Origin of the sequence: Rhodococcus sp. WY5 (assembly GCF_018588185.1) — a bacterium.
In the GTDB taxonomy this organism is placed as follows: domain Bacteria; phylum Actinomycetota; class Actinomycetes; order Mycobacteriales; family Mycobacteriaceae; genus Rhodococcus_F; species Rhodococcus_F qingshengii.
In genome coordinates this window covers 2,965,241-2,986,114 of sequence record NZ_JAAMPR010000001.1, presented here as the reverse complement: position 1 = coordinate 2,986,114, position 20,874 = coordinate 2,965,241, and the positions used below count along the sequence as shown (strand labels likewise).

General features: G+C 62.2%; 18 protein-coding genes and 1 tRNA gene. 8 read left to right on the top strand and 11 right to left on the bottom strand.

Annotated elements, in window-relative coordinates:
• Positions 1 to 43 precede the first annotated feature (43 nt).
• The 4 genes from G4D79_RS14035 to G4D79_RS14020 are packed head-to-tail and all read right to left on the bottom strand — an operon-like array spanning position 44 to position 6,537.
• The gene (locus G4D79_RS14035) at positions 44 to 949 is read right to left on the bottom strand and encodes a TIGR03619 family F420-dependent LLM class oxidoreductase (RefSeq protein WP_003943284.1); all 906 of its coding nucleotides are present in this window, start codon (positions 947 to 949) and stop codon (positions 44 to 46) included.
• Positions 950 to 952: 3 nt separating this feature from the next.
• Entirely contained in the window at positions 953 to 1,804 is an 852-nt protein-coding gene (locus tag G4D79_RS14030) for an SDR family NAD(P)-dependent oxidoreductase (RefSeq protein ID WP_099698011.1), read from the bottom strand.
• Between the two features lie 46 nt (positions 1,805 to 1,850).
• Complete coding sequence (locus tag G4D79_RS35235) at positions 1,851 to 4,241, bottom strand: bifunctional diguanylate cyclase/phosphodiesterase (RefSeq protein ID WP_050654543.1); 2,391 nt, start codon at positions 4,239 to 4,241, stop codon at positions 1,851 to 1,853.
• Positions 4,234 to 6,537, bottom strand: a complete 2,304-nt coding sequence (locus tag G4D79_RS14020; protein ID WP_235867849.1) for a bifunctional diguanylate cyclase/phosphodiesterase — start codon at positions 6,535 to 6,537, stop codon at positions 4,234 to 4,236. The genes G4D79_RS35235 and G4D79_RS14020 overlap by 8 nt, the downstream gene beginning before the upstream one ends.
• Positions 6,538 to 6,833: 296 nt before the next feature.
• On the opposite strand from G4D79_RS14020, the gene G4D79_RS14015 reads away from it, so the two are divergent.
• From G4D79_RS14015 to G4D79_RS14000, 4 genes are all read left to right on the top strand, one after another.
• Positions 6,834 to 7,511 (top strand): tellurium resistance protein TerA, encoded by a 678-nt coding sequence (locus G4D79_RS14015; RefSeq protein WP_007728823.1) that lies wholly within the window; start codon positions 6,834 to 6,836, stop codon positions 7,509 to 7,511.
• A gap of 289 nt (positions 7,512 to 7,800) precedes the next feature.
• Positions 7,801 to 7,995 (top strand): hypothetical protein, encoded by a 195-nt coding sequence (locus G4D79_RS14010; RefSeq protein ID WP_099698009.1) that lies wholly within the window; start codon positions 7,801 to 7,803, stop codon positions 7,993 to 7,995.
• A gap of 332 nt (positions 7,996 to 8,327) precedes the next feature.
• Positions 8,328 to 8,474: a hypothetical protein gene (locus G4D79_RS14005; RefSeq protein ID WP_166502511.1), complete on the top strand. Its 147-nt coding sequence runs from the start codon at positions 8,328 to 8,330 to the stop codon at positions 8,472 to 8,474.
• Positions 8,475 to 8,957: 483 nt separating this feature from the next.
• The gene (locus tag G4D79_RS14000; protein ID WP_007728826.1) at positions 8,958 to 9,644 is read left to right on the top strand and encodes a hypothetical protein; all 687 of its coding nucleotides are present in this window, start codon (positions 8,958 to 8,960) and stop codon (positions 9,642 to 9,644) included.
• Positions 9,645 to 9,737: 93 nt separating this feature from the next.
• On the opposite strand, the gene G4D79_RS13995 is transcribed toward G4D79_RS14000, so the two are convergent.
• The 6 genes from G4D79_RS13995 to G4D79_RS13970 all read right to left on the bottom strand — a co-directional run bounded on the left by G4D79_RS13995 (position 9,738) and on the right by G4D79_RS13970 (position 14,412).
• A tRNA-Leu gene (locus G4D79_RS13995) sits at positions 9,738 to 9,814 on the bottom strand.
• A gap of 34 nt (positions 9,815 to 9,848) precedes the next feature.
• A complete protein-coding gene (locus tag G4D79_RS13990; protein ID WP_099698008.1) occupies positions 9,849 to 10,814 on the bottom strand; it encodes a Ppx/GppA phosphatase family protein in 966 nt (321 codons plus the stop codon).
• Positions 10,811 to 11,356, bottom strand: a complete 546-nt coding sequence (locus tag G4D79_RS13985) for a DUF501 domain-containing protein (RefSeq protein WP_003946286.1) — start codon at positions 11,354 to 11,356, stop codon at positions 10,811 to 10,813. Before G4D79_RS13985 ends, G4D79_RS13990 begins: the two co-directional genes overlap by 4 nt.
• Positions 11,353 to 11,922 carry a septum formation initiator family protein gene (locus G4D79_RS13980; protein WP_019744627.1) on the bottom strand — a complete coding sequence of 190 codons (570 nt, stop codon included), beginning with the start codon at positions 11,920 to 11,922 and terminating at the stop codon, positions 11,353 to 11,355. Before G4D79_RS13980 ends, G4D79_RS13985 begins: the two co-directional genes overlap by 4 nt.
• Positions 11,923 to 12,098: 176 nt before the next feature.
• On the bottom strand, positions 12,099 to 13,385 hold the full coding sequence (gene eno, locus G4D79_RS13975) for a phosphopyruvate hydratase (RefSeq protein WP_003946309.1): 1,287 nt from the start codon (positions 13,383 to 13,385) through the stop codon (positions 12,099 to 12,101).
• A gap of 214 nt (positions 13,386 to 13,599) precedes the next feature.
• Positions 13,600 to 14,412: a lytic transglycosylase domain-containing protein gene (locus G4D79_RS13970; RefSeq protein ID WP_087503791.1), complete on the bottom strand. Its 813-nt coding sequence runs from the start codon at positions 14,410 to 14,412 to the stop codon at positions 13,600 to 13,602.
• A gap of 140 nt (positions 14,413 to 14,552) precedes the next feature.
• Between G4D79_RS13970 and efeU the strand changes: the two genes are divergently transcribed.
• Genes efeU through efeB form a run of 3 tightly spaced genes read left to right on the top strand, consistent with a single transcriptional unit; the run spans position 14,553 to position 17,881 of the window.
• Positions 14,553 to 15,455 carry an iron uptake transporter permease EfeU gene (gene efeU, locus G4D79_RS13965; RefSeq protein WP_058037265.1) on the top strand — a complete coding sequence of 301 codons (903 nt, stop codon included), beginning with the start codon at positions 14,553 to 14,555 and terminating at the stop codon, positions 15,453 to 15,455.
• A gap of 14 nt (positions 15,456 to 15,469) precedes the next feature.
• Positions 15,470 to 16,600: an iron uptake system protein EfeO gene (efeO, locus tag G4D79_RS13960; RefSeq protein ID WP_058037256.1), complete on the top strand. Its 1,131-nt coding sequence runs from the start codon at positions 15,470 to 15,472 to the stop codon at positions 16,598 to 16,600.
• Positions 16,601 to 17,881, top strand: coding sequence for an iron uptake transporter deferrochelatase/peroxidase subunit (gene efeB / locus G4D79_RS13955; RefSeq protein WP_081558190.1), 1,281 nt, complete (start codon positions 16,601 to 16,603; stop codon positions 17,879 to 17,881).
• Here efeB and G4D79_RS13950 read toward each other — a convergent pair.
• Positions 17,854 to 18,990: a glycosyltransferase gene (locus G4D79_RS13950; RefSeq protein ID WP_075833973.1), complete on the bottom strand. Its 1,137-nt coding sequence runs from the start codon at positions 18,988 to 18,990 to the stop codon at positions 17,854 to 17,856. The two genes, efeB and G4D79_RS13950, sit on opposite strands and share 28 nt — an antisense overlap.
• 116 nt (positions 18,991 to 19,106) lie before the next feature.
• Between G4D79_RS13950 and G4D79_RS13945 the strand changes: the two genes are divergently transcribed.
• The gene (locus G4D79_RS13945) at positions 19,107 to 20,873 is read left to right on the top strand and encodes an alpha/beta fold hydrolase (protein ID WP_063316801.1); all 1,767 of its coding nucleotides are present in this window, start codon (positions 19,107 to 19,109) and stop codon (positions 20,871 to 20,873) included.
• Position 20,874: the final 1 nt, after the last annotated feature.

Genomic DNA, 20,874 nt, shown 5'->3' with positions numbered 1-20,874 from the left:
CTACAACACTTCGCACGATAGAACTACCGCCTCGACGCAATAGTCAGCGGGTCACCTTTGCGAAGGCCGCCACCAGCTCGCCGAACTCTGCCATCGCCGCATCCGGATCCGGATCTACTGCTGCCAGCGCAACCAGCACATCGGTGGCACCGGATTCGAGCAGCTGCTCGGCGCCGATCATCGTCGCCGGGAGGTCGATCGAACCGTCGGACCCGCGTACGACGGTCAGTCGCCCACGGACCTGCAATTCCGCTGGATCGCGTCCGAGATCCGCCATCGCTTTGCCGATGACGTCGATCCCTTCACGTAGGTCGTCGTCCGCGGCACCCATGATCGGAATCCACCCGTCACCCCAGGTTGCGACGCGTCGTACAACGGCCTTGGAGAGCGAACCGGACACCCAGATCGGGATTCCAGCGGCCGGACGGGGCGCGCAGTACACGTCGTCGAACTTCAGACGAGGGGTGTCGATGCTCGCCGGCGCCGAACTCCACAGGGCCCGGCACACTGCGAGAGCGTCGTCGAGCAGTGGTCCCCTTTTACCGAAGTCCATACCTGCCGCCTCGTATTCACGTTCCTGCCAACCTGTTCCGACGCCAAGGTCGAGTCGGCCCCCGGAGAGCAGATCGAGTGTCGCGGCCGTCTTGGCCAGTACCGCTCCCCCGCGCAGCGCCGCGATGACGATTCCGGTCCCCAAGCGAATTGTCTTCGTCTGTCCGGCAACAAAAGCCAGGACGGTCAGCGGCTCGAGCCAGTTGGCGTCGGGCTCGGTGGGGAACGCCGACCACGTGTACGCCGAGTTGTCCGAGCCCATCACCACGTGATCGGTGACGAGGACCCGGTCGAAGCCGGCAGCTTCCGCGTTCTGACAGACCTGCACGAGTTTCGCGTAGGAGTCCTCCGCGAGAGTGGTGCCGAAGTTGGGAACGTTCAGACTGAAAGTTGTCATGTGTCAAGCCTTTCGGGGCCGGTTGGTCCAGCCACCCTCTTCTGTGGGGAACCAGCCTCCGGCAGCGTGCGAGCCGCCGTCGACGTGGATCACGGTTCCGGTGATGTATCTCGCCAGGTCGGAAGCCAGGAACAGTGCGGGGCCGGCAATGTCGACCGGCTGGCCCGGTCCGCCCAACGGTGCCCACCCCGGCCACTTGTCCCAGTCGTCGGCAGGAACGATCTTGCGATACGGCACCTGTACCGACTCGATCAGATCCGGGGCAATGGCGTTGACGCGCACTCCGGTTCGACCGATCTCCACACCAAGGCTTCTGGTGAACTGCGTCAGCGCGGCCTTGTATGCCGAGTACATCGTGTGGCCCGGGATCGCTCGATGCGCCTCCACCGTCGTCAGGTTCACGATCGATCCACCCAAACCGCGATCGATCATGCCGGGAAGCAGGGCATGGGTCAGACGCACGACGTGATCGAAATTGATGCTGCCGGCCTCGGACCAGAAACCTGGATCCGTACCGGTGAACTCTGTCGGCGGGTTCAGGAAATGACCCACGTTGTTCACCAGGACGTCCGGCGCGAACTTGGTCAACGCGACGGGGACTTCCCGCGTCCGCACGTCGTACTCGAGATAGTTGATCGAACCACCTGCAGCCGAGTCGAATTCGACGTCGCCAAGAGGAGCCACGTCGACAACCAGAACTGACGCGCCATGCGATGCAAATGCTCGAACAATCGCTGCGCCGATTCCCTGGGAACCGCCTGTGACCACTGCCTTCTTACCCACCAACATCGGCCCTGGGGAGTACGCCGATCCGACCACCACGAAGACACCCTTCTGCAGTTCGATGTGAATCACTTCGGCGTACCGTCACACATCGAACGGCAAAACGGGCGCAAAGTTCTCACTCAGTGGTAGCCGCGACGCCCCACCTGCTCGAACCGCCGAGTCGCCCATTCAAATAGTGCGGAATCTCGGCTGCCCGTATCGGCATTCCCTCGAGGTACCCCTGGATCACGTCACATCCGCACTCGGTCACTATCGCGCGCTGCCTCTCCGTCTCCACGCCCTCGGCGACGGTGTCCAGCCCCAGAGACTTGGCAATCGCGATGACGGCTCGCAAGACAGCGAACCTCGAATTCGAGGGATCCGCGTCCAGCGGTGCGACGAACGCCCGATCGATCTTCAACCGATCGAGCGGCAGCCGGGCCAAGCTGGCAACCGAGGAGAACCCTGTGCCGAAGTCGTCCATCGCAATGGCGATGCCGAGCGCCGAGAGCTGTACCAACACATCTCGGTCGGCGTCGTCGATGACCAACGATTCGGTCACCTCGATCTCGAGTCGGCTGGGGTGGAGGTTCACCTCGATCAGTGTCCGGCGTACCGAGTCGACGTATCGACTCGAACGCAGTTGCACCTGAGAAACATTGACGGCAACCCGAATGTCCTCCGGCCACGTTGTCGCCGCCGTGCAGGCAGCCCTCAGAACACCTGCACCGATCGGCACGATCAAGCCGGTTTCCTCGGCGACCGAAATGAAGTCTCCCGGCGAGACGAGACCTGAAGTCGGATGGTTCCACCGCAGCAGAGCCTCGAACCCGACAACAACTCCCGTCGCGGCCGAGACCTGTGGCTGATAAACCAACTCGAACTCTTCGTCGATCAACGCACGACGAAGATCCAACAATGCCCTGGCCCTACCCGTCGCACGATCCCGCAAAGTCGCATCGAAGGCGCGAATCTGGTTCCGACCGCTCTCCTTTGCGTGGTAAAGCGCGAGGTCCGCGACAATCACCAGGTCTTCGAGGCTGTCGGCGTCGTCGGGCATCGAGCCGTACCCCAGACTGGCACGAATGCGAATCTGGTTGCCGACCAGTGAAAATGGTCGTTCGAATGAGTCGAGAATCGTTTGGAATCTCTTCTCCACCTCATCTGCACTCCCGATGTCGTCGAAGGCTACGTCGTCGAAGGCGATGGCGAACTCGTCACCCCCCAGTCGGCCACAGATCTCGTTCGATCGCAGAACGCTGTGCAGTCTGCCGGCAACATCGCGAAGCACGTCGTCTCCGATGTGGTGTCCCAACCGGTCGTTGATCGACTTGAAGTTGTCCAGATCCAGAATTGCCAGCCACACCCTGTGTCCGTCCCGAATCCGCGAAGACAGTTGAGCGTTGAAGCTGTACCGATTTCTGAGACCGGTCAACGAATCGATCTCTGCCAATCGCAAGATGTTCTGGCGCTGGTGATACGAGTGCGTGATATCGGATCCGACACCGCGCCACCCGTAGGTCGCCCCATCGCCACTGCCCGGGTGACCTGACATCGACCACCAGCGAGTATCGCCCCGAACGACGACCTGCATGGTGAGGTCCCGAAACGCCGTCCCGGCTTGAAAATTCGCGGCGAGGAGATCAAGGGACTTCCTGCCCACATCTGTTCGGGACGCGCCGATCCCGATCAGGATCTCGTGCATTGTGCGGCCCCGAATCTGTGCTGCCGGCAAACCGACCTGCTCGGCGAATCGATACGACACGGTACTGGCGATACCGCGCGAATCGGTCTCCCAGAGCCAATCCTGTGCTCCGTCTTCGAGATCGTTGAGCAACAACTCGACGAGATCTCGTTCGTCCTCGGCTATGAGTTCGGCGCGTAGCCGTCTCTCGAAAAGTTTGGCCAACAGCAAAGTTCCGCTGTAGAGCGAACCTACAAAGACGACCAGCACCCCGATCAGCACGAAACGCGATGTGCCCGGTTCCGTCCAGAACGCCCCGGCCAACCCGACTCCCACCAGGCTGATCCAGACCACAGTGATTCCGCGAAACATCATGGTGGGAAACACGCCGACCGCGATCCCACCGATCAAGGTCGAGCTCAGTACCAACTCGTCACGAGGATCGAGCATCGGGAAGAGAACGAGAGCCAAGCACGCCAGGAGCACTCCCCAGACAATGATTTCGACTGTGAGTACCACCAGTTCGGTGGTCTGGGACTCGGAGACGCCGAGACGCGAGCGCCGGAGCCAATACACACTGAATCCAGCGCTCGACAACAGCATGACGCTCGACCAGGCGAAGGTGAACCATCCGGCATCCACCGGCAGAAGCACCACGATCGCTGACAAGGCAACCGCCGCGGTCAGAAACGACCACGGCAGTACGCGCGCGGTGAACCGCAGTCGTCGATCGAGTAGGCGACGGCGATCGTAATCCGAGAGGTGTTGTTCCGTGCCGCTGCGACCGAGTTTGCGCACCGACGTCCCGACGCGACGCCTACGGAGTACTGCCGGGTCACCCACGTCGGCCTGCTACCGCCGCTGCGACCGCGTCGACCGACATGGCTCCGCCGGCGATGTATCCCTGAACAGTCCTCACCCTTGCAGCGGCCACGGACTTCAAGTCCTCCTCACCGTCGACTCCCGAGACGACGACCTCCATTCCCAACGCGTCGACCAGATCCACGACAGCTTCGAGGATCGACCGTCCACCAGGCACTGCACCCGAAATGGAGCGCTCTATCCGGACTCGGGTGAACGGAAGGCCGGACAGTGATGCGAGCGAGGAGAATCCGGCGCCGAACTCGTCCACGGTCAGCGCGATTCCCATGTCCGCGATGGCGTGCAACGCAAACTTGGACTCGTCGGTGATCGCCGATGATTCGTTGAGTTGGAGCTCGAGCTGATGTGCACTGACACCTGATCGTCGAAGCGAATCCCCTATCGCGACGACAAAGGAATCCGATTCGAGCTGACGCGTCGATACCGCGACGGCTACCCGCAGGTGATCAGGAAGGCGGGACGCCGCCTCGCAGGCCAACTCGAAGACGGTAGTCCCCAGTGAGTACGCCAAACCGGTGTCGTCTGCGACGCTCATGAATTCGGCGGACGTAACGGCACCGAGGCGGGCGTTGTGCCAGATCACGCGGACTTCCACGGCCACGATCTCGCGGGAAACCACGTCGATCCTGGGCAACAGCTCGAGTTCGAGGTCCTTCTCCGCGACAGTGTTTCCCAGATCTTCGAGCAGGCGGGCCCGCCGATCGGCCACGGACTTCATCGAGTCTCGATATTCACGTACGGCCCCGCGCCCGGATTCCTTTGCCGCGAACAAGGCCAGGTCCGCAGCGCCCATCATCTCGTCGGCGGAGGACGGCAGCTCGTCGGGGAGGTAGTACCCGATGCTGCATCCGATCTCCAACCGCGTACCGGCCACTGTGATCGGCTCGTGCAGAGTTTCGATGTAGCGGCCGAGCAGAGTACGAACTTGTGAGCTGTCACCCACATCGGTGAAAAGAACCGCGAACTCGTCTCCCCCCAGACGTGCGAACAACTGTGACACCCCGCCGGCTTCGGACAGGCGATCCGCGACCTCTCGCAGAACCGCGTCGCCAACGGTGTGTCCCAGTGTGTCGTTGACCGACTTGAAGTTGTCGAGGTCGAGCATGGCCAACGCGAGACCACTTTCGCTTGTGTACGGCTCGCGCAGCAGTCGCTCGAGCTCGGTCCAGAAGCTGTGCCGGTTCGGCATACCGGTGAGTGCGTCCACACGACCCATCCGCACGATCTCGTCACTCTGCAGTTTTACTTCCGTGACGTCGGAACCGACTCCTCGCCAGACGAACTCGTCGGGTGTACGGCCGGGGCGCGGGCGTCCGGAGATCTGCCACCACCGAATTTCACCGTGAACTCGGACCGGAACGAGCACGTCGACGAATGCGGTCTTCGTGTGGCGGGCCTGCTGCAACTCCATGAGCGCATCGATCCCGCCGGGGATCCGTAGGGTGCCCAACTCCATGAACAGGTCCTGCCACGCCGTTCCCTGCAACTCGGTGGAGTCCAGCCCCGCTTCGACCGCGAGCCGCGTCGGGATTCGGTTGAACTTGCCTTTCTGGTCCGTCTCCCACACGAAGTCCCCGGCGTTGCCTTCGAAGTCTTCGAGAAGCATCTGCACGACCGATCGTTCCGACGCGGCGCTCGATTCAGCTCGATAGCGAGATTCCAGGTTGCCCGAGACCACTATCGTGCCGCCGATCAGAGCCGCGCCATAGGCGATCATTCCAATGAGAATTCGTTCGAACTCGGGTCCCGGCTGAAGCCAGAATGCCACCCCGAGGATTATCAGATTGGACAGGACCCAGGTGACCCCCACCACTCGCAACATCGCGGTGGCCACGGCTCCGGCACCGGTGATCGATGTGGTGACCGCTATCAGGATCAGATCGCCGGAATCGTCCAGGATCGGGTACAGGACCAGGGCGAGCGAGGAATACAGGATCCCGACTACAGCAAATTCGACGATGAGAAACGCGTAGGACATCCGGTACGTGGGTGTGATCAGGTTGAAATGAATGGCGAGACCCACGCACATCCCCACCAACCCGATCACGCCGGACAGCAATGGCCACACACGCGGCAGCGGTCCGCCGTCCGGGGGAATTACATACAACGTCAGCCCGAGTGTGACGACGAGGTGGACGGCAGCGGCCCATGGCAGCACGCCGAAGGTAACGGCTATCTGCTCACGAGTTACGTCATCACGTTGGGCGGGCGTCAGTCTTTCTCTCTGGCGGGGTTGCAGAAGCGACAGGACTGGCATCACTTACCTCCCGCTCCCACGACGAAATTGAATCGGACGTTCGACTCAGCAATTCTTCCGTAATTGGACGTTGCCGTGCCAACCAGTGCGTCCACCCTATTTCGGAGTCGCGTCTGCCCACAGACACAGTAATCAGCAAACTGCTGGTCTGCCGCAAGTTGGCGCCGCAAGTTTGATGCCCATGGGTTGAAATCAGACATGAGGGACAATGGCCGGAGATCGCCGATCACGTCGGTGGAGATTCCTCGACGGGTAACACGATCGGACTCATTTGAGTTCAGACAAGGACTATCACGATGGCAATCGACTACACCCGACGTTCCGGCGAGTCCACTCCGTCGCAAGCACCGGTCAGCCTGAGCAAGATCACGCTCACCAAATCGGCACCGACGGTCAACCTCGCGAAGGCGGGTGAACGACAAGGCAATATGCGCGTGAACCTCAACTGGTCACAGGGGGCACCACCGAAGAAGACCGGTTTTCTCGCCAAGCTCGCCGGCGCAGGCTCTGGTGCGGTCGACCTGGACCTCGGATGCCTCTACGAACTTGCCGACGGGTCCAAGGGAGTAGTTCAGGCCTTGGGTAACAGTTTCGGTTCACTGACTTCTCCGCCCTACATCTCCCTCGACGGCGACGACCGCAGTGGTGCGAACACCGGCGGCGAGAACATGCACGTCAATCTTGGTGACCCAAGCGCTTTCCGGCGAATCCTGATCTTCGCGATGATCTACGACGGCGCTCCCAACTGGGCGGCGGTGGACGGCGTCGTCACCTTGTATCCCACCAACGGGCCGGAGGTGGAAGTGCGACTCGACTCCGCCAGCAACCAGGAGCGACTGTGCGCAATCGCTCTCATCCAGAGTTCAGGTCAGGGCGTGACGGTGACCCGTGAAGTTCAGTACATCAACGGCAGTCAGTCAGATCTCGATCGGGCCTACAACTGGGGAATGAAATGGGCTGCCGGACGAAAGTAGGGGCTGCGGACGGGATCTCCCCCATCCGAATGACAATGTCCGAATCATCCACAATGTCGCAAGTTACTGGATAGTGTCGAGAAGTGGGGTCGGACATGAGGGGTCACGCTCGACACCGATAGTGGGTCGGTGACGCTATGTGCTTGGCGGCGCCGACGTTCGACCGGAAAGGCCCTCGATTTCCCCCGAGATCGAGGGCCTTTTCGTATCTTGCGTCACTGTTCGCACCCTTTCATTAGTTGATCGTTAAACTAGGCGTTCGTCCAACATGCACCGATGGAGAACGTGAATGTCCACGAATTCAGATCGACGCCCGCGCCTGCCCGTGAGAATCGCCTACCTCGCCGCAGGAGTTCTCTTTGTCGCCGCCATGCTCCTGTTTGCAAGCGTCGTCAACCCTGATCGGGACCGCGATCTCTCGATGAACCACGTCCCCGCGGGGACGTCGACGACCGCCTTCGCCGCAACGTCCGACCTCGGCTAACGAAGGTAGCGGTACGTAAGTGGCCCACGTCACGAACTGTGGGTAGTTTCAACGCCGATGGTTCGCCGTAGGTCGGTATTGAGAGGGACGGCCAACCACTGCCCTGCCTGGTTGCCCCACCCAAGCAGGCAGGGCACCCCAGATCAGGCAGGCACCCCAGATCAGGCAGGCACCCCCGATAATTTAAGCCTCAAGTAACTGTTACTCGGGAAAGACTTGTATCAAACCGGGACGAATCGTACATTTCATCCGGCAGTCGGCCTTCGTCCGACGCCTTTGCCGTCAATGTCGACGGAACTTCTCTGAACACCACCACAAGTCGGCCACTTGTCGTGACCGCATTCGTCCTCGCGAAAGGCTCGCCCATGTTCGATTTCTTCGGCGCAATCTCCGGCTTCTTCGGCCTACTGTTCGGCACCGGCTCGTCGAGCGGGAGCTCGGGAGGAAGCAGCGACGCACCCGTCGCGCCGCCTACCTGATCCACAAGCCTCACCCGGCACCGATCCGCCGGGTGAGGCTCTCGCGAATCTCTTTGAAACACAACGTAACAGCACTTCAACTCCACCGACTTTTCTGCGGATTCACGCCGACACACTCCGGCGTCCGGACAGTTTCACCACATCGCCTGCAGTAATGGGTCCTGTGTCCGCCATTCTCCGCCGAGGCACACCCGCAGACCTCCCAACCGACAAGGCATGTGTTCGCCGTGAGCCGGTGTCCGTTGGGGCAGCAGTCCGGGGATTGCTCGGTCAACCGCATCTCCACATTTTCGCACACATGTTCGACAACTTGATACTGCACGCTGCACATTCGATTACACCGGCCGCTTCCGGTCGGCCCGAGCGCAACTATCCCTTCCGTCACTTCGGTCTGCTTTAATACGAAGGCTTTGTCGGGGGTTTACCAATGTCCGAAGTTGTCGAGTTTCTGCGAGCACACGCAGGCGAACACGGGGTTGAACTATGGGTTTCTTCAAGAAGGCGGCTGTGACTGCTCTAGCGGTCGCTGCAGTCGGAGCATCAACAGGGATCGCATCAGCTGATCCGTCGACCGACGTGAATTACGAAGCGAAGGTCGTCGACAAGTCGATCGTCACCACCATCGACGCCGGGCTGTTCAAGGTGTCCGGCGACGGCAAGTCCGTCGTCTTGCAGGACAGCAAGGGAGCCGACCTTGTTTCCCTGCCTCTCGCATACAACCTCGGGGATCTACAGTTCCCCTTCGATCGCACGATCAGTGAAGACGGTAAGACCCTCACGCTGACACCGATCACCGATTCGGCGAAGGCAACACCTCGACCCGAGAGTGCGCCTGCGGCAAAGGAATGGACGCCCGTCGCCTCGCCCGAGGAGAATGATCGGGCGATTGCGCACTTCCAGAGCCAACTCGGCCTCGGCACTCAGGTCGGCAGCCTGCTCGGCACCATCGTCGGCGCCGGAATCGGTTGCGCTGTCGGCGCTCCGCTGGGCTTGACCATCGTCGGACTCCCCGTCGCCGCGGCACTGTGCCTGGGTGGCCTCGCAACAGGCGCCGGAATCGGCGGTGTCGCCGGAACGATCCTCGGCGGCGGCGGCGCGGCTGTCGTAGCCGGCATCGATCTCGTCAACACGCTGAATGCTCCTGCCGGGACGACCGTCTGGGCTCAGTAGCCACTTGGTGGTCAGTCGCTGCTCCACGGAAAGCCCCGCCCGCCCGAAGAGGACGAGCGGGGTTTTTCGATTCAATGTGCAGGAGGATCTACGTGGTGCCCCCAGTCGGACTCGAACCGACACTTGACGGATTTTAAGTCCGTTGCCTCTGCCAATTGGGCTATGGGGGCCTTGCCGCACCCGACGGGTCGGGTGCGGCAGGGATCAGACTATCGGGTCGGTCTGAGCTACCGACATCGCGATGCCGTCGAGTATGTCGTGTTCGCTGACAACCAGTTCGGCGATCCCGGCTTTGGCTTCGAACGCTTGAGCCAGCACCGTGGTGATGATCGCTCCGCCGCCGATGACGTCCACCCGCCCCGGATGCATCGGGCCGAAGGCAGCACGATCAACCCGAGGCATAGCAATGAGACGCTCGCACACGTCGAACAGTTGATTGAACGAAATCCTCGACAGGTGCACCTTCTCGGCGTCGTACTCCGGAAGATCCTGCGCGATCGCGGCCAGCGTCGTCATGGTTCCAGCGACACCCACCCACGTGTGCGCCTTCTCGACAGGTACGGCCTCGAACGCCTCGGTAAGTTTCGCGGTCGCGAAAGCCGTCGCCTCGGAAACCTGCTCTGCTGTAGGCGGATCCGACGGTAAGCAACGCTCCGTGACGCGCACACAGCCGATGTCGGTGGAGTACGCAGCCTGGACGCCCGACGTGTCGCCGAGGACAACTTCGGTGGATCCGCCGCCGAGATCGACCACCACGAAGGGGCCCTCGGACGGATCGAGTTCTCCCACAGCACCGCTGAACGAGAGGCACGCCTCTTCGTCGCCGGAGATGACCTCTGCTCCGGATCCGGGAATCACCGCGCCGAGCACGTCCCGCGTCATCGTGAAGAAGTCTTCCCGATTCGCAGCGTCGCGAGTAGCCGAGGTGGCGACCATGCGAACGGCGGTTGCTCCGGCATCGGCGATCATCGACGCGTACTCGACCAGCGCGACCCGGGTGCGTTCGATGGCCTCGGGCGCGAATGTCCCTGTCGCATCAACACCTTGACCCAGTCGCACGACGCGCATCTCGCGCCGGACATCCACCAGACGACCGTCGGCGCCGACGTCCGCGATCAGCAGTCGAATGGAGTTGGTACCGCAATCGACTGCGGCGACACGGCGAGTCACCGGTCGGTGTTGTCGGCATCGTCGATGCCAGGCCAGTCCGCGGGAATTGCAGTGCCGCGCAGCTTTCCGTGACCGGCCAACGCGACGGACTCGTCACCGAGCGGATTGACGCCGGGCCCCTTGGCGAGCGAATGCGCCATCAGCACGTGCAGGCACTTGACACGATCCGGCATCCCACCGCCGGCAAAGTCGGTTCCCAGAGATTCGATCGCGTCCCGCTCGGCAAGGTACGACTCGTATGCCCGTCGGTAGGCCGCGGCAAGTTCCGGATCCTGGGTCAGGCGTTCGGTCATTTCACGCATGACGCCGGCGGATTCCTGACGGCTCGCTTCGGCAGTCAGTCGCGGGTCCGTGAGGTAGTACAACGTCGGGAACGGTGTTCCGTCCGGAAGTTTGGGGGCGGTCTTGACCACGCCCGGCTGACCGTCCGGGCTGCGGTACGCGATCTCGATCACTCCGCGTGGCTCACGGCCCAATTGAGCGGCAACGGCGTCGAGATCCGCTTGTGAAACCTGTGGGGAATTTTCGGACGTGTTGCTCACCCGGTGGGTACTCCTTGTTCTTCTGGCTCTATCGGCGCCAACGGCATCGGGGCCGGTGTCGTCGTCTCGGGAACCACTGGCGGTTCCGAAATCGTTTGCCACAGATCGCGATACCACGGACCTGTGAGCGGTGTTTCCTTTTCCTGCTTCTTCTCGGGTTCCTTGTAGTCACCGGGAAGCTGAACCTGGAACGGGGTCTCGCCTGGTTTGACGTACCGAAGGCGTTCTCGTGCAAGAGCTTCGATGTACGCAGGGTCGTCGAAGCGCGCGTTCTGCCCTTGCAGCTTTCGCAGTTCTTCCTCGAGTACCTGACGTTCCGCCGCCACCTGCGCGGCATCCGAACGCTGGCTGATGTAAGTACGGAGCGGCACTGCCAGTGTCAGCGCCAGCATGAGCACAACCATCGCGAGCACAACTGCCCGACTGGTGGACAAGCCGAAAATGGTGTTGTCCGACTTCGGAAGCCGAGACCAGAACTTGTTGGTTCCGCTCTTCCCCCGGGCCGACTTCGACCCTCGCGCCGATGCTTTCTCGGCGGAGACCCCCGGTTGCGCGGGGTCTGTCACAGCAGAATCAACTGCTGCCGGATCTACCGAAGGTTCCGACACGCGCGGGCGTCGGGCGCTGTCCCGACGCGCACGCGACGGTGTGTCCCCACGACGGGAACCACGACCCCCCGGACTTCCGCCGGGGGATCGTGGCTTACCGCGCTGTGCAGACACTACTGAATCTTAGATTTCCGTCAGGCCTCGAAAGCGAAGCGCGGGAACGCAACCTCGCCGGCGTAACGTGCTGCGTCGCCGAGGTTTTCCTCGATGCGCAGCAGCTGGTTGTACTTGGCAACGCGCTCGCTGCGTGCCGGAGCACCGGTCTTGATCTGGCCGCTGCCGACGGCAACCGCGAGGTCGGCGATGGTGGTGTCCTCGGTCTCGCCGGAACGGTGGCTCATCATCGTCTTGTAGCCGTTGCGGTGAGCGAGATCGACGGCGTCGAGGGTCTCGGTCAGGGTGCCGATCTGGTTGACCTTCACCAGGAGTGCGTTGGCCGCACCCTTGACGATGCCTTCTTCGAGGCGCTCGGGGTTGGTGACGAAGAGGTCGTCGCCGACGAGCTGGATTTTGTTGCCGATCTGATCGGTGAGTGCGACCCAGCCGTCCCAGTCGTCTTCGTCGAGCGGATCCTCGATGGAAACGAGCGGGTAGGCGTCGATGAGCTCGGCGTAGAACGCCGCCATCTCGGCCGCGGTGCGGTTCTTGCCCTCGAACTTGTAGCCGGTGCCGTCGGTGTAGAACTCGGTGGCAGCGACGTCGAGAGCGAGCGCGACGTCGGTACCCAGCTTGAGGCCGGTCTTGTTCACGGCGATCGTGATGAGGTCGAGTGCTTCCTTGGTGCCTGCGACGTCGGGCGCGAATCCGCCTTCGTCGCCGAGACCGGTGGAGAGGCCCTTCTCCTTGAGAACCGACTTCAGGGAGTGGTAGACCTCGGCGCCCCAGCGCAGCGATTCCTTGAAGCTCGGTGCGCCGATGGGAGCAACCATGAACTCCTGGACGTCGACACCGGTGTCTGCGTGTGCGCCACCGTTGAGGATGTTCATCATCGGGACAGGGAGAACGTGAGCGTTGGGGCCACCGACGTAGCGGAACAGCTCGAGGCCCGAGGACTCGGCGGCGGCGCGAGCCACGGCAAGCGAGGCACCGAGCAGAGCGTTTGCGCCGAGACGCGACTTGTCCGGGGTGCCGTCCGCGTCGAGCAGCGCCTGGTCGACCGTGCGCTGCTCGGTTGCGTCGATGCCGATGATGGCAGGAGCGATCTCGCCGAGCACAGCCTCCACGGCCTTCTCGACGCCCTTTCCGCCGTAGCGTGCGCCACCGTCGCGCAGTTCGACGGCTTCGTGCTCACCCGTCGAAGCGCCGGACGGCACCGCAGCCCTGGCGAAACTTCCGTCTTCGAGCAGAACCTCGACCTCAACCGTGGGGTTACCACGGGAATCAAGGATCTCGCGAGCTCCGACCTGCTCAATACTGGCCACTGTGTGGTTCTCCTTCGAATGGGCTTCGCATTGGGGCACGCTCTGCGTGCTTGACACTTGGGCTCCGACCCCTCCGGTCGAAAGAGGACCACGATCGCGGCTGGGCCTCTGCAGTGCCAGCACCTCTGTAGTGCCAGCACACAGCCTAACCGCACGGGCCGAAGGCTTCTTTATCGACGCGCGGTCACGGGTCCGACCTGCGGATCGATCACCGTCAGTCCGGCCGTACCCCGACTGAATACGCCGACGCACGATCACGAACGAGCGCGAGATAGTCGCCCGAGAGGTTGTACGCCATCAGTGCCTGCTGCCATCCGGCAGCGGAAGTGAGGTCTCCCCCGCGTGCACACAGGTAGCGGGCGGCCGTGAGGGCAGCGTCGTCGATGTTGTCGGGGTCCACCCGGCCGTCGCCGTTGGCGTCGACTCCCCATTTGAGCCACGTTTCGGGGATGAACTGCATGGGCCCCATCGCACGGTCGTGCACTGGATCGCCGTCCATCGCCCCGCCGTCGGTGTCGGGGATCTCGGCAACTCCCGGGCCACCGTCGAGAGGGATTCCCCGAATGATCGGAGCAACCTGGCCGAACGCGTCGACCGACGAGCCGTCGTAGGTCCCGTGGCGGCTCTCGACGCTGCCGATACCGGCCAAAGTTGTCCACCCGATTCCGCAGCCGGGAAGCGTCTCGGCCATCACCGCGGCGGCGTACCCGTAGGCCTCGAGTGCCGTCGTCCCGATCCCGATGTCGTCCGACAATCCCGCTGCCCAGTCGGCGAGTTGATCAGCACTGCGGCCGGGAGCATTGATGTCGATCGGCGGCGTCGGAGAGCCGGTACCTGGGGGTATGCCCTCGGGAATAGCAACCTTCGGTTCGTTCGATCCGCAAGCCACGACGCCTGCGCCCAGCAAAGCTGTTCCGGCAGCTACTGCTGCTACGGCTCGCGAGAGACGCCGGGGACTTCTGCGGGCTACGGGAGTTCGGTACACCCCTCCATCATCCACATGCGAGTGAACTACTCCCGAATCCATTGGTAAAGAACAGCAAAAGTACAGGTGAGGGCATGGTTCGCCGTCGATGATGGAGTATCTTCTTCTGAGTTAAGGCTGGCCTAGCCTCACGAACTTGTCCGAAGCTGTTACACCCTTCCTGTCAGGAGTCGCCCGTGCCCGTGTCGGTACTCGCTGCCGCGAGCACACCATCAGTTGCCACCCAGTTATTCGGCAGTGGCCTGATCGGTCTGCGCGAAGGCCTCGAAGCGGGCATCGTGGTGATGATTCTCGCCGCCTACCTCGTGAAGGCGCAGCGCAAGGACGCACTGAAATGGGTGTGGCTCGGCGTCGCGATCGCCGTCGCGATGGTGGCGATCATCTTCTTCGCGATCCACTACGGAACGTCGACGGTCGACGGCCTGACCGCAGAGATCATCGCGGGCGTTGCCTCCCTGATCGCCGTCGTCATCGTCACGATCATGGTCCTGTGGATGCGTACGGCAGCGAAGAACATTTCCGGAGATCTCAAGGCGGGGATGGAAAAGGCGCTCATTGCCGGACCCGTCGCCATTTTGTCGCTGGCATTCTTCGCGGTCGGTCGTGAAGGCGTCGAGACAGCGTTGCTCATGGTGGGGTACGCAGAGAACACCGCCGGCAGCTCCTGGCCGCTGGTCGGACTGCTCCTCGGAATTCTCTTGGCCGCCGTCTTGACCGTCGCCATGTACTTCGGCGCCCTCCGTCTCAACCTCACGACGTTCTTCCGGTACACGGCGATCTTCCTCATCGTCGTAGCCGCCGGAATCCTCTCGTACGGTGTTCGCGCTCTGCAGACCGGAAACGTCCTGCCGGGCGGTTCGAATCTCGCGTTCAACCTGACACCCGGCTACGACCCGTCGACCTGGTACGGCACCGTCCTCGCCGGAATCTTCAACTTCCGCCCGGACCCGACCGTCCTGCAAGCCGTCGCATGGCTCGTCTACCTCGTAGTCGTCCTAGCACTCTTCCTGCGTCCCCTTCCGTCGAAGCCAACCGAGCCGACGGCCCCGCCCGCGCACGACACACACGTTCCCGAAAAATCCTGAGAGGCATTGCCGACATGCGTAAATCCACCCTCGTACTGGCCACGGCTGCGGTACTTCCCTTCTCCCTCGCCGCGTGCACCGAGAAGACGACGGCGAACGACGGCGACATCACGGTCACCGCCACCGACGACTCATGTGAGGTCAGCGCCACGACGGGGACGACCGGCACGTCGACCTTCCAGGTGACGAACAACGGCTCCAAGGTCACCGAGTTCTACGTCTTCGCCGAGGGTGATCGAGCGATGGGCGAGGTCGAGAACATCGGCCCAGGACTGACCCGTCAGCTGATCGTCTCTCTCCCTGAAGCAGCGACCTACCAGCTCGCCTGCAAGCCGGGCATGGTCGGAACCGGCATCCGTCAGGACTTCGTCGTCACAGGCGATTCGCAGGCGGCCACCGACGAGAGCGGCCAGCTCGCCGAAGCCGCCGACGGTTACCGTCGCTACATCCGCAGCCAGATCGTCGCGCTGCAGGACACCGCAGCTCAGTTCGTCGCCGCAGTCCAGTCCGGCAACGTCGACCAGGCGAAGGCACTGTTCCCGATCGCACGTACCTACTACGAGCGCATCGAACCCGAAGCCGAGAGCTTCGGCGAGCTCGATCCCAAGCTGGACCTTCGCGAAGCGGATCTCGAGCCCGGTCAGGTCTGGACCGGGTTCCACCGCCTCGAGAAGGATCTGTGGGTGACCGGGCTTCAGCCGGACACCAACGCGGTCGCAGATCAGCTGCTCGAAGACATCCAGTACCTTGCCGACCAGGTGAACGCGGACGATTACACGATCGATCCCACCAAGATCGCCGGCGACGCTCAAGGGTTGCTCGACGAGATCTCGAAGTCGAAGATCAGCGGAGAAGAAGACATCTTCTCGCATACCGACCTCTGGGATTTCCAGGCCAACGTCGATGGCTCACAAGCGGCGATCGCGGCACTGAACCCGATTCTGCAGGAACGTAATCCCGAGCTCGCCCAGCGCATCGCTGACCGATTCGCCGACCTCGACGCTGCGCTGGCGCAGTTCCGGGTCGGCGACGGATTCGTGTACTACGACACCGTGACCGAGGCGCAGCGTCAGGAACTCTCGCGTAAAATCGATGCTCTGTCCGCCGAGGTCAGCCAGGTCCAGGAAGTAGTCGCGGGACAGTAGATGACTGATTCACCGAAAGGCACACCCGCTGCGGAAAGCGCAGCACCGCAGGCAGTCTCACGGCGCCGACTGTTCGGCGCCGTGGGGGCGGGCGCCGTCCTGGCCGGTGCCGGTGCCGTCATCGGGCGGGTGACCGCCGACGAGAGTTCCGGCACCGATCACGCAGACGTGGTGGCCTTTCGCGGCGAGCATCAGGCAGGCATCACGACGCCGGCCCAGGATCGTATGCACTTCGTCGCTTTCGATGTGACGACGAAGTCGCGCGACGAACTGATCACGCTGCTGCAGACGTGGACGGCGATGGCCGAACGAATGACGGCGGGTCAGGAAGCAACCGAGGACGGAGCGACCGGCGACGGTCCGTATGCACCACCGAGCGATACGGGTGAGGCACTCGATCTCGCGCCGTCGCAACTCACCCTGACCATCGGATTCGGACCGTCACTTTTCGACGACCGGTTCGGTCTCGCAGACAAGAAACCTGCTGCCCTGCTCGATCTCCCCCACTTCCGTGCGGACAACCTCGATCCGAATCGCAGCGGGGGCGACATCGCCATCCAAGCGTGCGCCAACGACCCCCAGGTTGCCGTCCATGCGATCCGCAACCTCGCGCGAGTCGCGTTCGGGACCGCGTCGGTCAAATGGTCGCAACTCGGGTTCGGACGAACATCCTCGACCTCGACGACGCAGGCGACACCACGAAATCTGTTCGGGTTCAAGGACGGAACAGCCAACATCAAGGCGGAAGATCCAAACGCACTCGCCCAGCACGTCTGGGTTGATCCCACTGACGATCAGGCCTGGATGGCGGGCGGCTCATTCCTCGTCGCAAGACGAATCCGCATGCTGATCGAGCAGTGGGATCGCGCAGTACTCAAGGAACAGGAAGCTGTCATCGGCCGCTCCAAACGCAGCGGAGCGCCGCTCGGCGGCAAGGACGAGTTCGACGAGCTCGATCTCGATTCCAAAATGGGACACGACTTCGTCATCCCGGAGGATTCACACGTGCGCCTGGCCTCTGCCGAGGAACTCGGTGGGATTCAGATCTTGCGCCGCGGATACAACTTCACGGACGGCTCCGATGGCTTCGGCCACCTGGACGCGGGACTGTTTTTCGTTGCGTACTGCCGGAATCCGGTCGAGCAGTTTGTTCCGATGCAGCAAAACCTTTCACGACACGATGCGCTGAACGAATACATCCAGCACGTCGGTTCTGCGGTCTTCGCTTGCCCCGGCGGTCTCGCCGACGGGAGCTACTGGGGCTCCGCGCTGTTCGCGTAGCCGAACACCGGGACACCGGTCCAGGTTGCGATCTCGGAACGAAATCTGCGCACGGAGTACTTCTCGTACGAGCGTGCACCATTCACGTCCACTGCGGCGACATCTCGGATGCACTCGGCCACCGATTCCCAACTGTCGTCGTGGAAATGGAGTCCGTCGACACCATGTGTCACGGTTTCCGAAGCTCCCCCGATGCTGTTCGTAATCACGCGCGCACCCGCAGCCATTGCCTCCACCGGCATGATTCCGAAGTCTTCGATCGCCGGAAAGACGTATGCGAGTGCCTGCTGATACAGCGCAAAAAGCAACGCATCCGAGGGGCGCCGAACAATTCGAACGGGAACCGACGCAGAGTCAGCCATCGCGCGGAGCCGATCCTCTTCCGGGCCCGACCCTGCGATGACAGCAGCCGTTCCGGCCCGCTCGGCTGCCCGGATCACCCAGTCCAAACGCTTGTACGGAATGAACCTCGAGGCACCGAGAACGAATGGCGAGGGCAAACTGGATAGTAGCTGAATTTCGTTTTCGCTCAATCGGGACCGCCAATCCTCGACGGCGGAGATCCGGTCGACGTCCACCGGAGGGTGGATGACCCGTGATTGCACGCCCCAGGCTCGCTCAACCCGTCGACTGACGAACACACTGTTCGCTGCGAACGAGGCTCCCTCCGACGCTCTTTTGCGGTCGATCTTGCGCAGAATGGGTGATCCCAGCCTCGCGAGTGGCGAGTTTCCACGCTCGTCCAGTTCGGGATTCCACACGTACCTGGCGGGGGTGTGCACGTAGACGAATTTCCGGAATCGCGCAGACTGCTCCCTGAATGTTGCGTGATGGGCAAACACGTGGGAGCTGATCAGCGCGAAGTCATAGCCGCGGTTCTCCAACCCTCGCCAGGTGAACGGCATGACAGGCAACGAGAGCGCTTTGCTACGACGCAATGGCGTTGCAGCGAGCACACTTTCGTTGACATCGGTTGTCGAGTAACGCCCGGGAGCATCGTTCCACAGACAATAGAGGTCAGCGTCCGGATAACAGTTGACGAACTCGTCCAGCACCTTCTCTGCGCCGCCCGAACGCTCTATCCATTCATGGACGAGTACACCTGACATTTTCGGACTCCTATGCGCTTTTTTGGCGCTTCACAAACCTAGAGATTGCCGGATCGGCATCAAACAGACTACTGGTATGTTTACTAGCAACATACAGGCAACCGATCTTGACCGGAGTGATCACCATCGAGACTCAACTGGCCACGTGGTTCGGGTCGGCAGACAGGCCGTTGCTCGGATTCGTTCACGTGCCCTCTTCAGGAACTGTCCGAGAAGCCGTGGTCATGTGTCCCCCGCTGGGCAAGGAGCACATCGACACCTATCGCGGCATGCGACTTCTCGGCGAAAAACTCGCGGCACAGGGTATGGCCGCTTTTCGTTTCGAGTACGCGGGAGTCGGCGACTCGGCCGGTGCCGAAGACGATCCTGACGCTCTCACCCTCTGGCTGAAGAGCATCGTCAGCGCTGTGGACTATGTCCGACGAGCGGGCGCGGAATCCGTCAGCATCGTCGGACTGAGAGTTGGGGCCCTCCTGGCAGCGTCGGCATTGCAGGAGTGCGGACACGTCAACTCGATAGTCCTGTGGGACCCAATTCTGACCGGCCGCAACTACCTCAGGGAACAACGTGCGTTCTACGCGATCAGCGTCGGAGAGGACGATCCCGCCGACTCACGTGTGTCGATCATGGGTGGCGTGCTGGCTCCCGAATGCGCCGACCAACTGTCACGTCTCCGCATCACCGGACCATTTCTCGGACGTCCACGCACCCTTCTGGCCGTGAAGTCTTCGGTACTGGACAGCAGAGCTGTCGCCGGGCTCGCAGCAACTCTTGATCCCGAGATGATGATCTTGGAGAACCACGACGCGTTCACGTCGCCTCCCAGTTTCTACGTCGACATCCCCTACACACACATCAGCGAAATCGCACAGTGGTTGGATCGCCACGCGCCCACGAGTTCCTCCGCGTTCACTCCCGCGATCACCACCACAGCTCGCGTCGCGGTCACCGAAGTCGGCGAGGAGGTGTTCGAGACGTTGGAACGATTCGGCGCTCAGGAGCTCTTCGCGATCCGCACGCATCCCGCAACTTCTCCCGAATCCGAGGCAGGCAACATATCGACCACCGATGCGCCTCCCGAGCGCGGACTACTGTTCTTCACTACTGCAATCGAGCATCGAGTCGGGCCTGGCCGCTCGTGGGTGACCATCGCTCGTGAGGCCGCGGCTCTCTCGGTCACGAGTCTCCGATTCGACCGACGAGGGGTCGGCGACTCGGGTCCGATCGACGCCGACAATCCGACGTCGGTCTATTCACACGCGGCAGACGAGGACGCACGCACTGCCGTTGCCGCACTCGGCGCAGATCCGAGAAACCTCGTGATGACCGGATTGTGTTCGGGGGCATGGACCTCAGCGTCCATGGCGCTCCAGATGGGTGCGAGATCGACAATACTCGTAAACATGATCTTGTGGTCGGTGAGGCGCAAGAAGTCCCTGATGGATGCTGTCTTGCCGGAGGCTCCTCGAATCGATCCAGGTGCCGAAACCACGAAACTTCCCCTCCGCGGACGGGTGAAAGGCGTACTGCAGTCCCGTCTCCCCTATCCAGCGTGGAAGCTTCTGGGAATCAGGGGAATCACGCAGGTTCCTGAGGTAATGCTGGAGGCACTCTGCAAGCGTGGGGTGGATACCACCGTCATCCTCTCCCCCGCGGACGCCGCATGGTTCAATCAGCAACGCGGACCCGAAGGCGTTGCCCGGATGACTCACCGAGGACAAACGTTCGACGCGATCATGCCACCGGTCGGCGATCACCCGTCCTACCATCGTGACCTCCGAAATATCGTGCAAACAAAGGCGATTTCTTCGATAGCGAAAGCATTCGGAATTACGACGGTCCCTCGGGCCGACACGGCGAATGCGAACCGGTTCATCGCGTGAA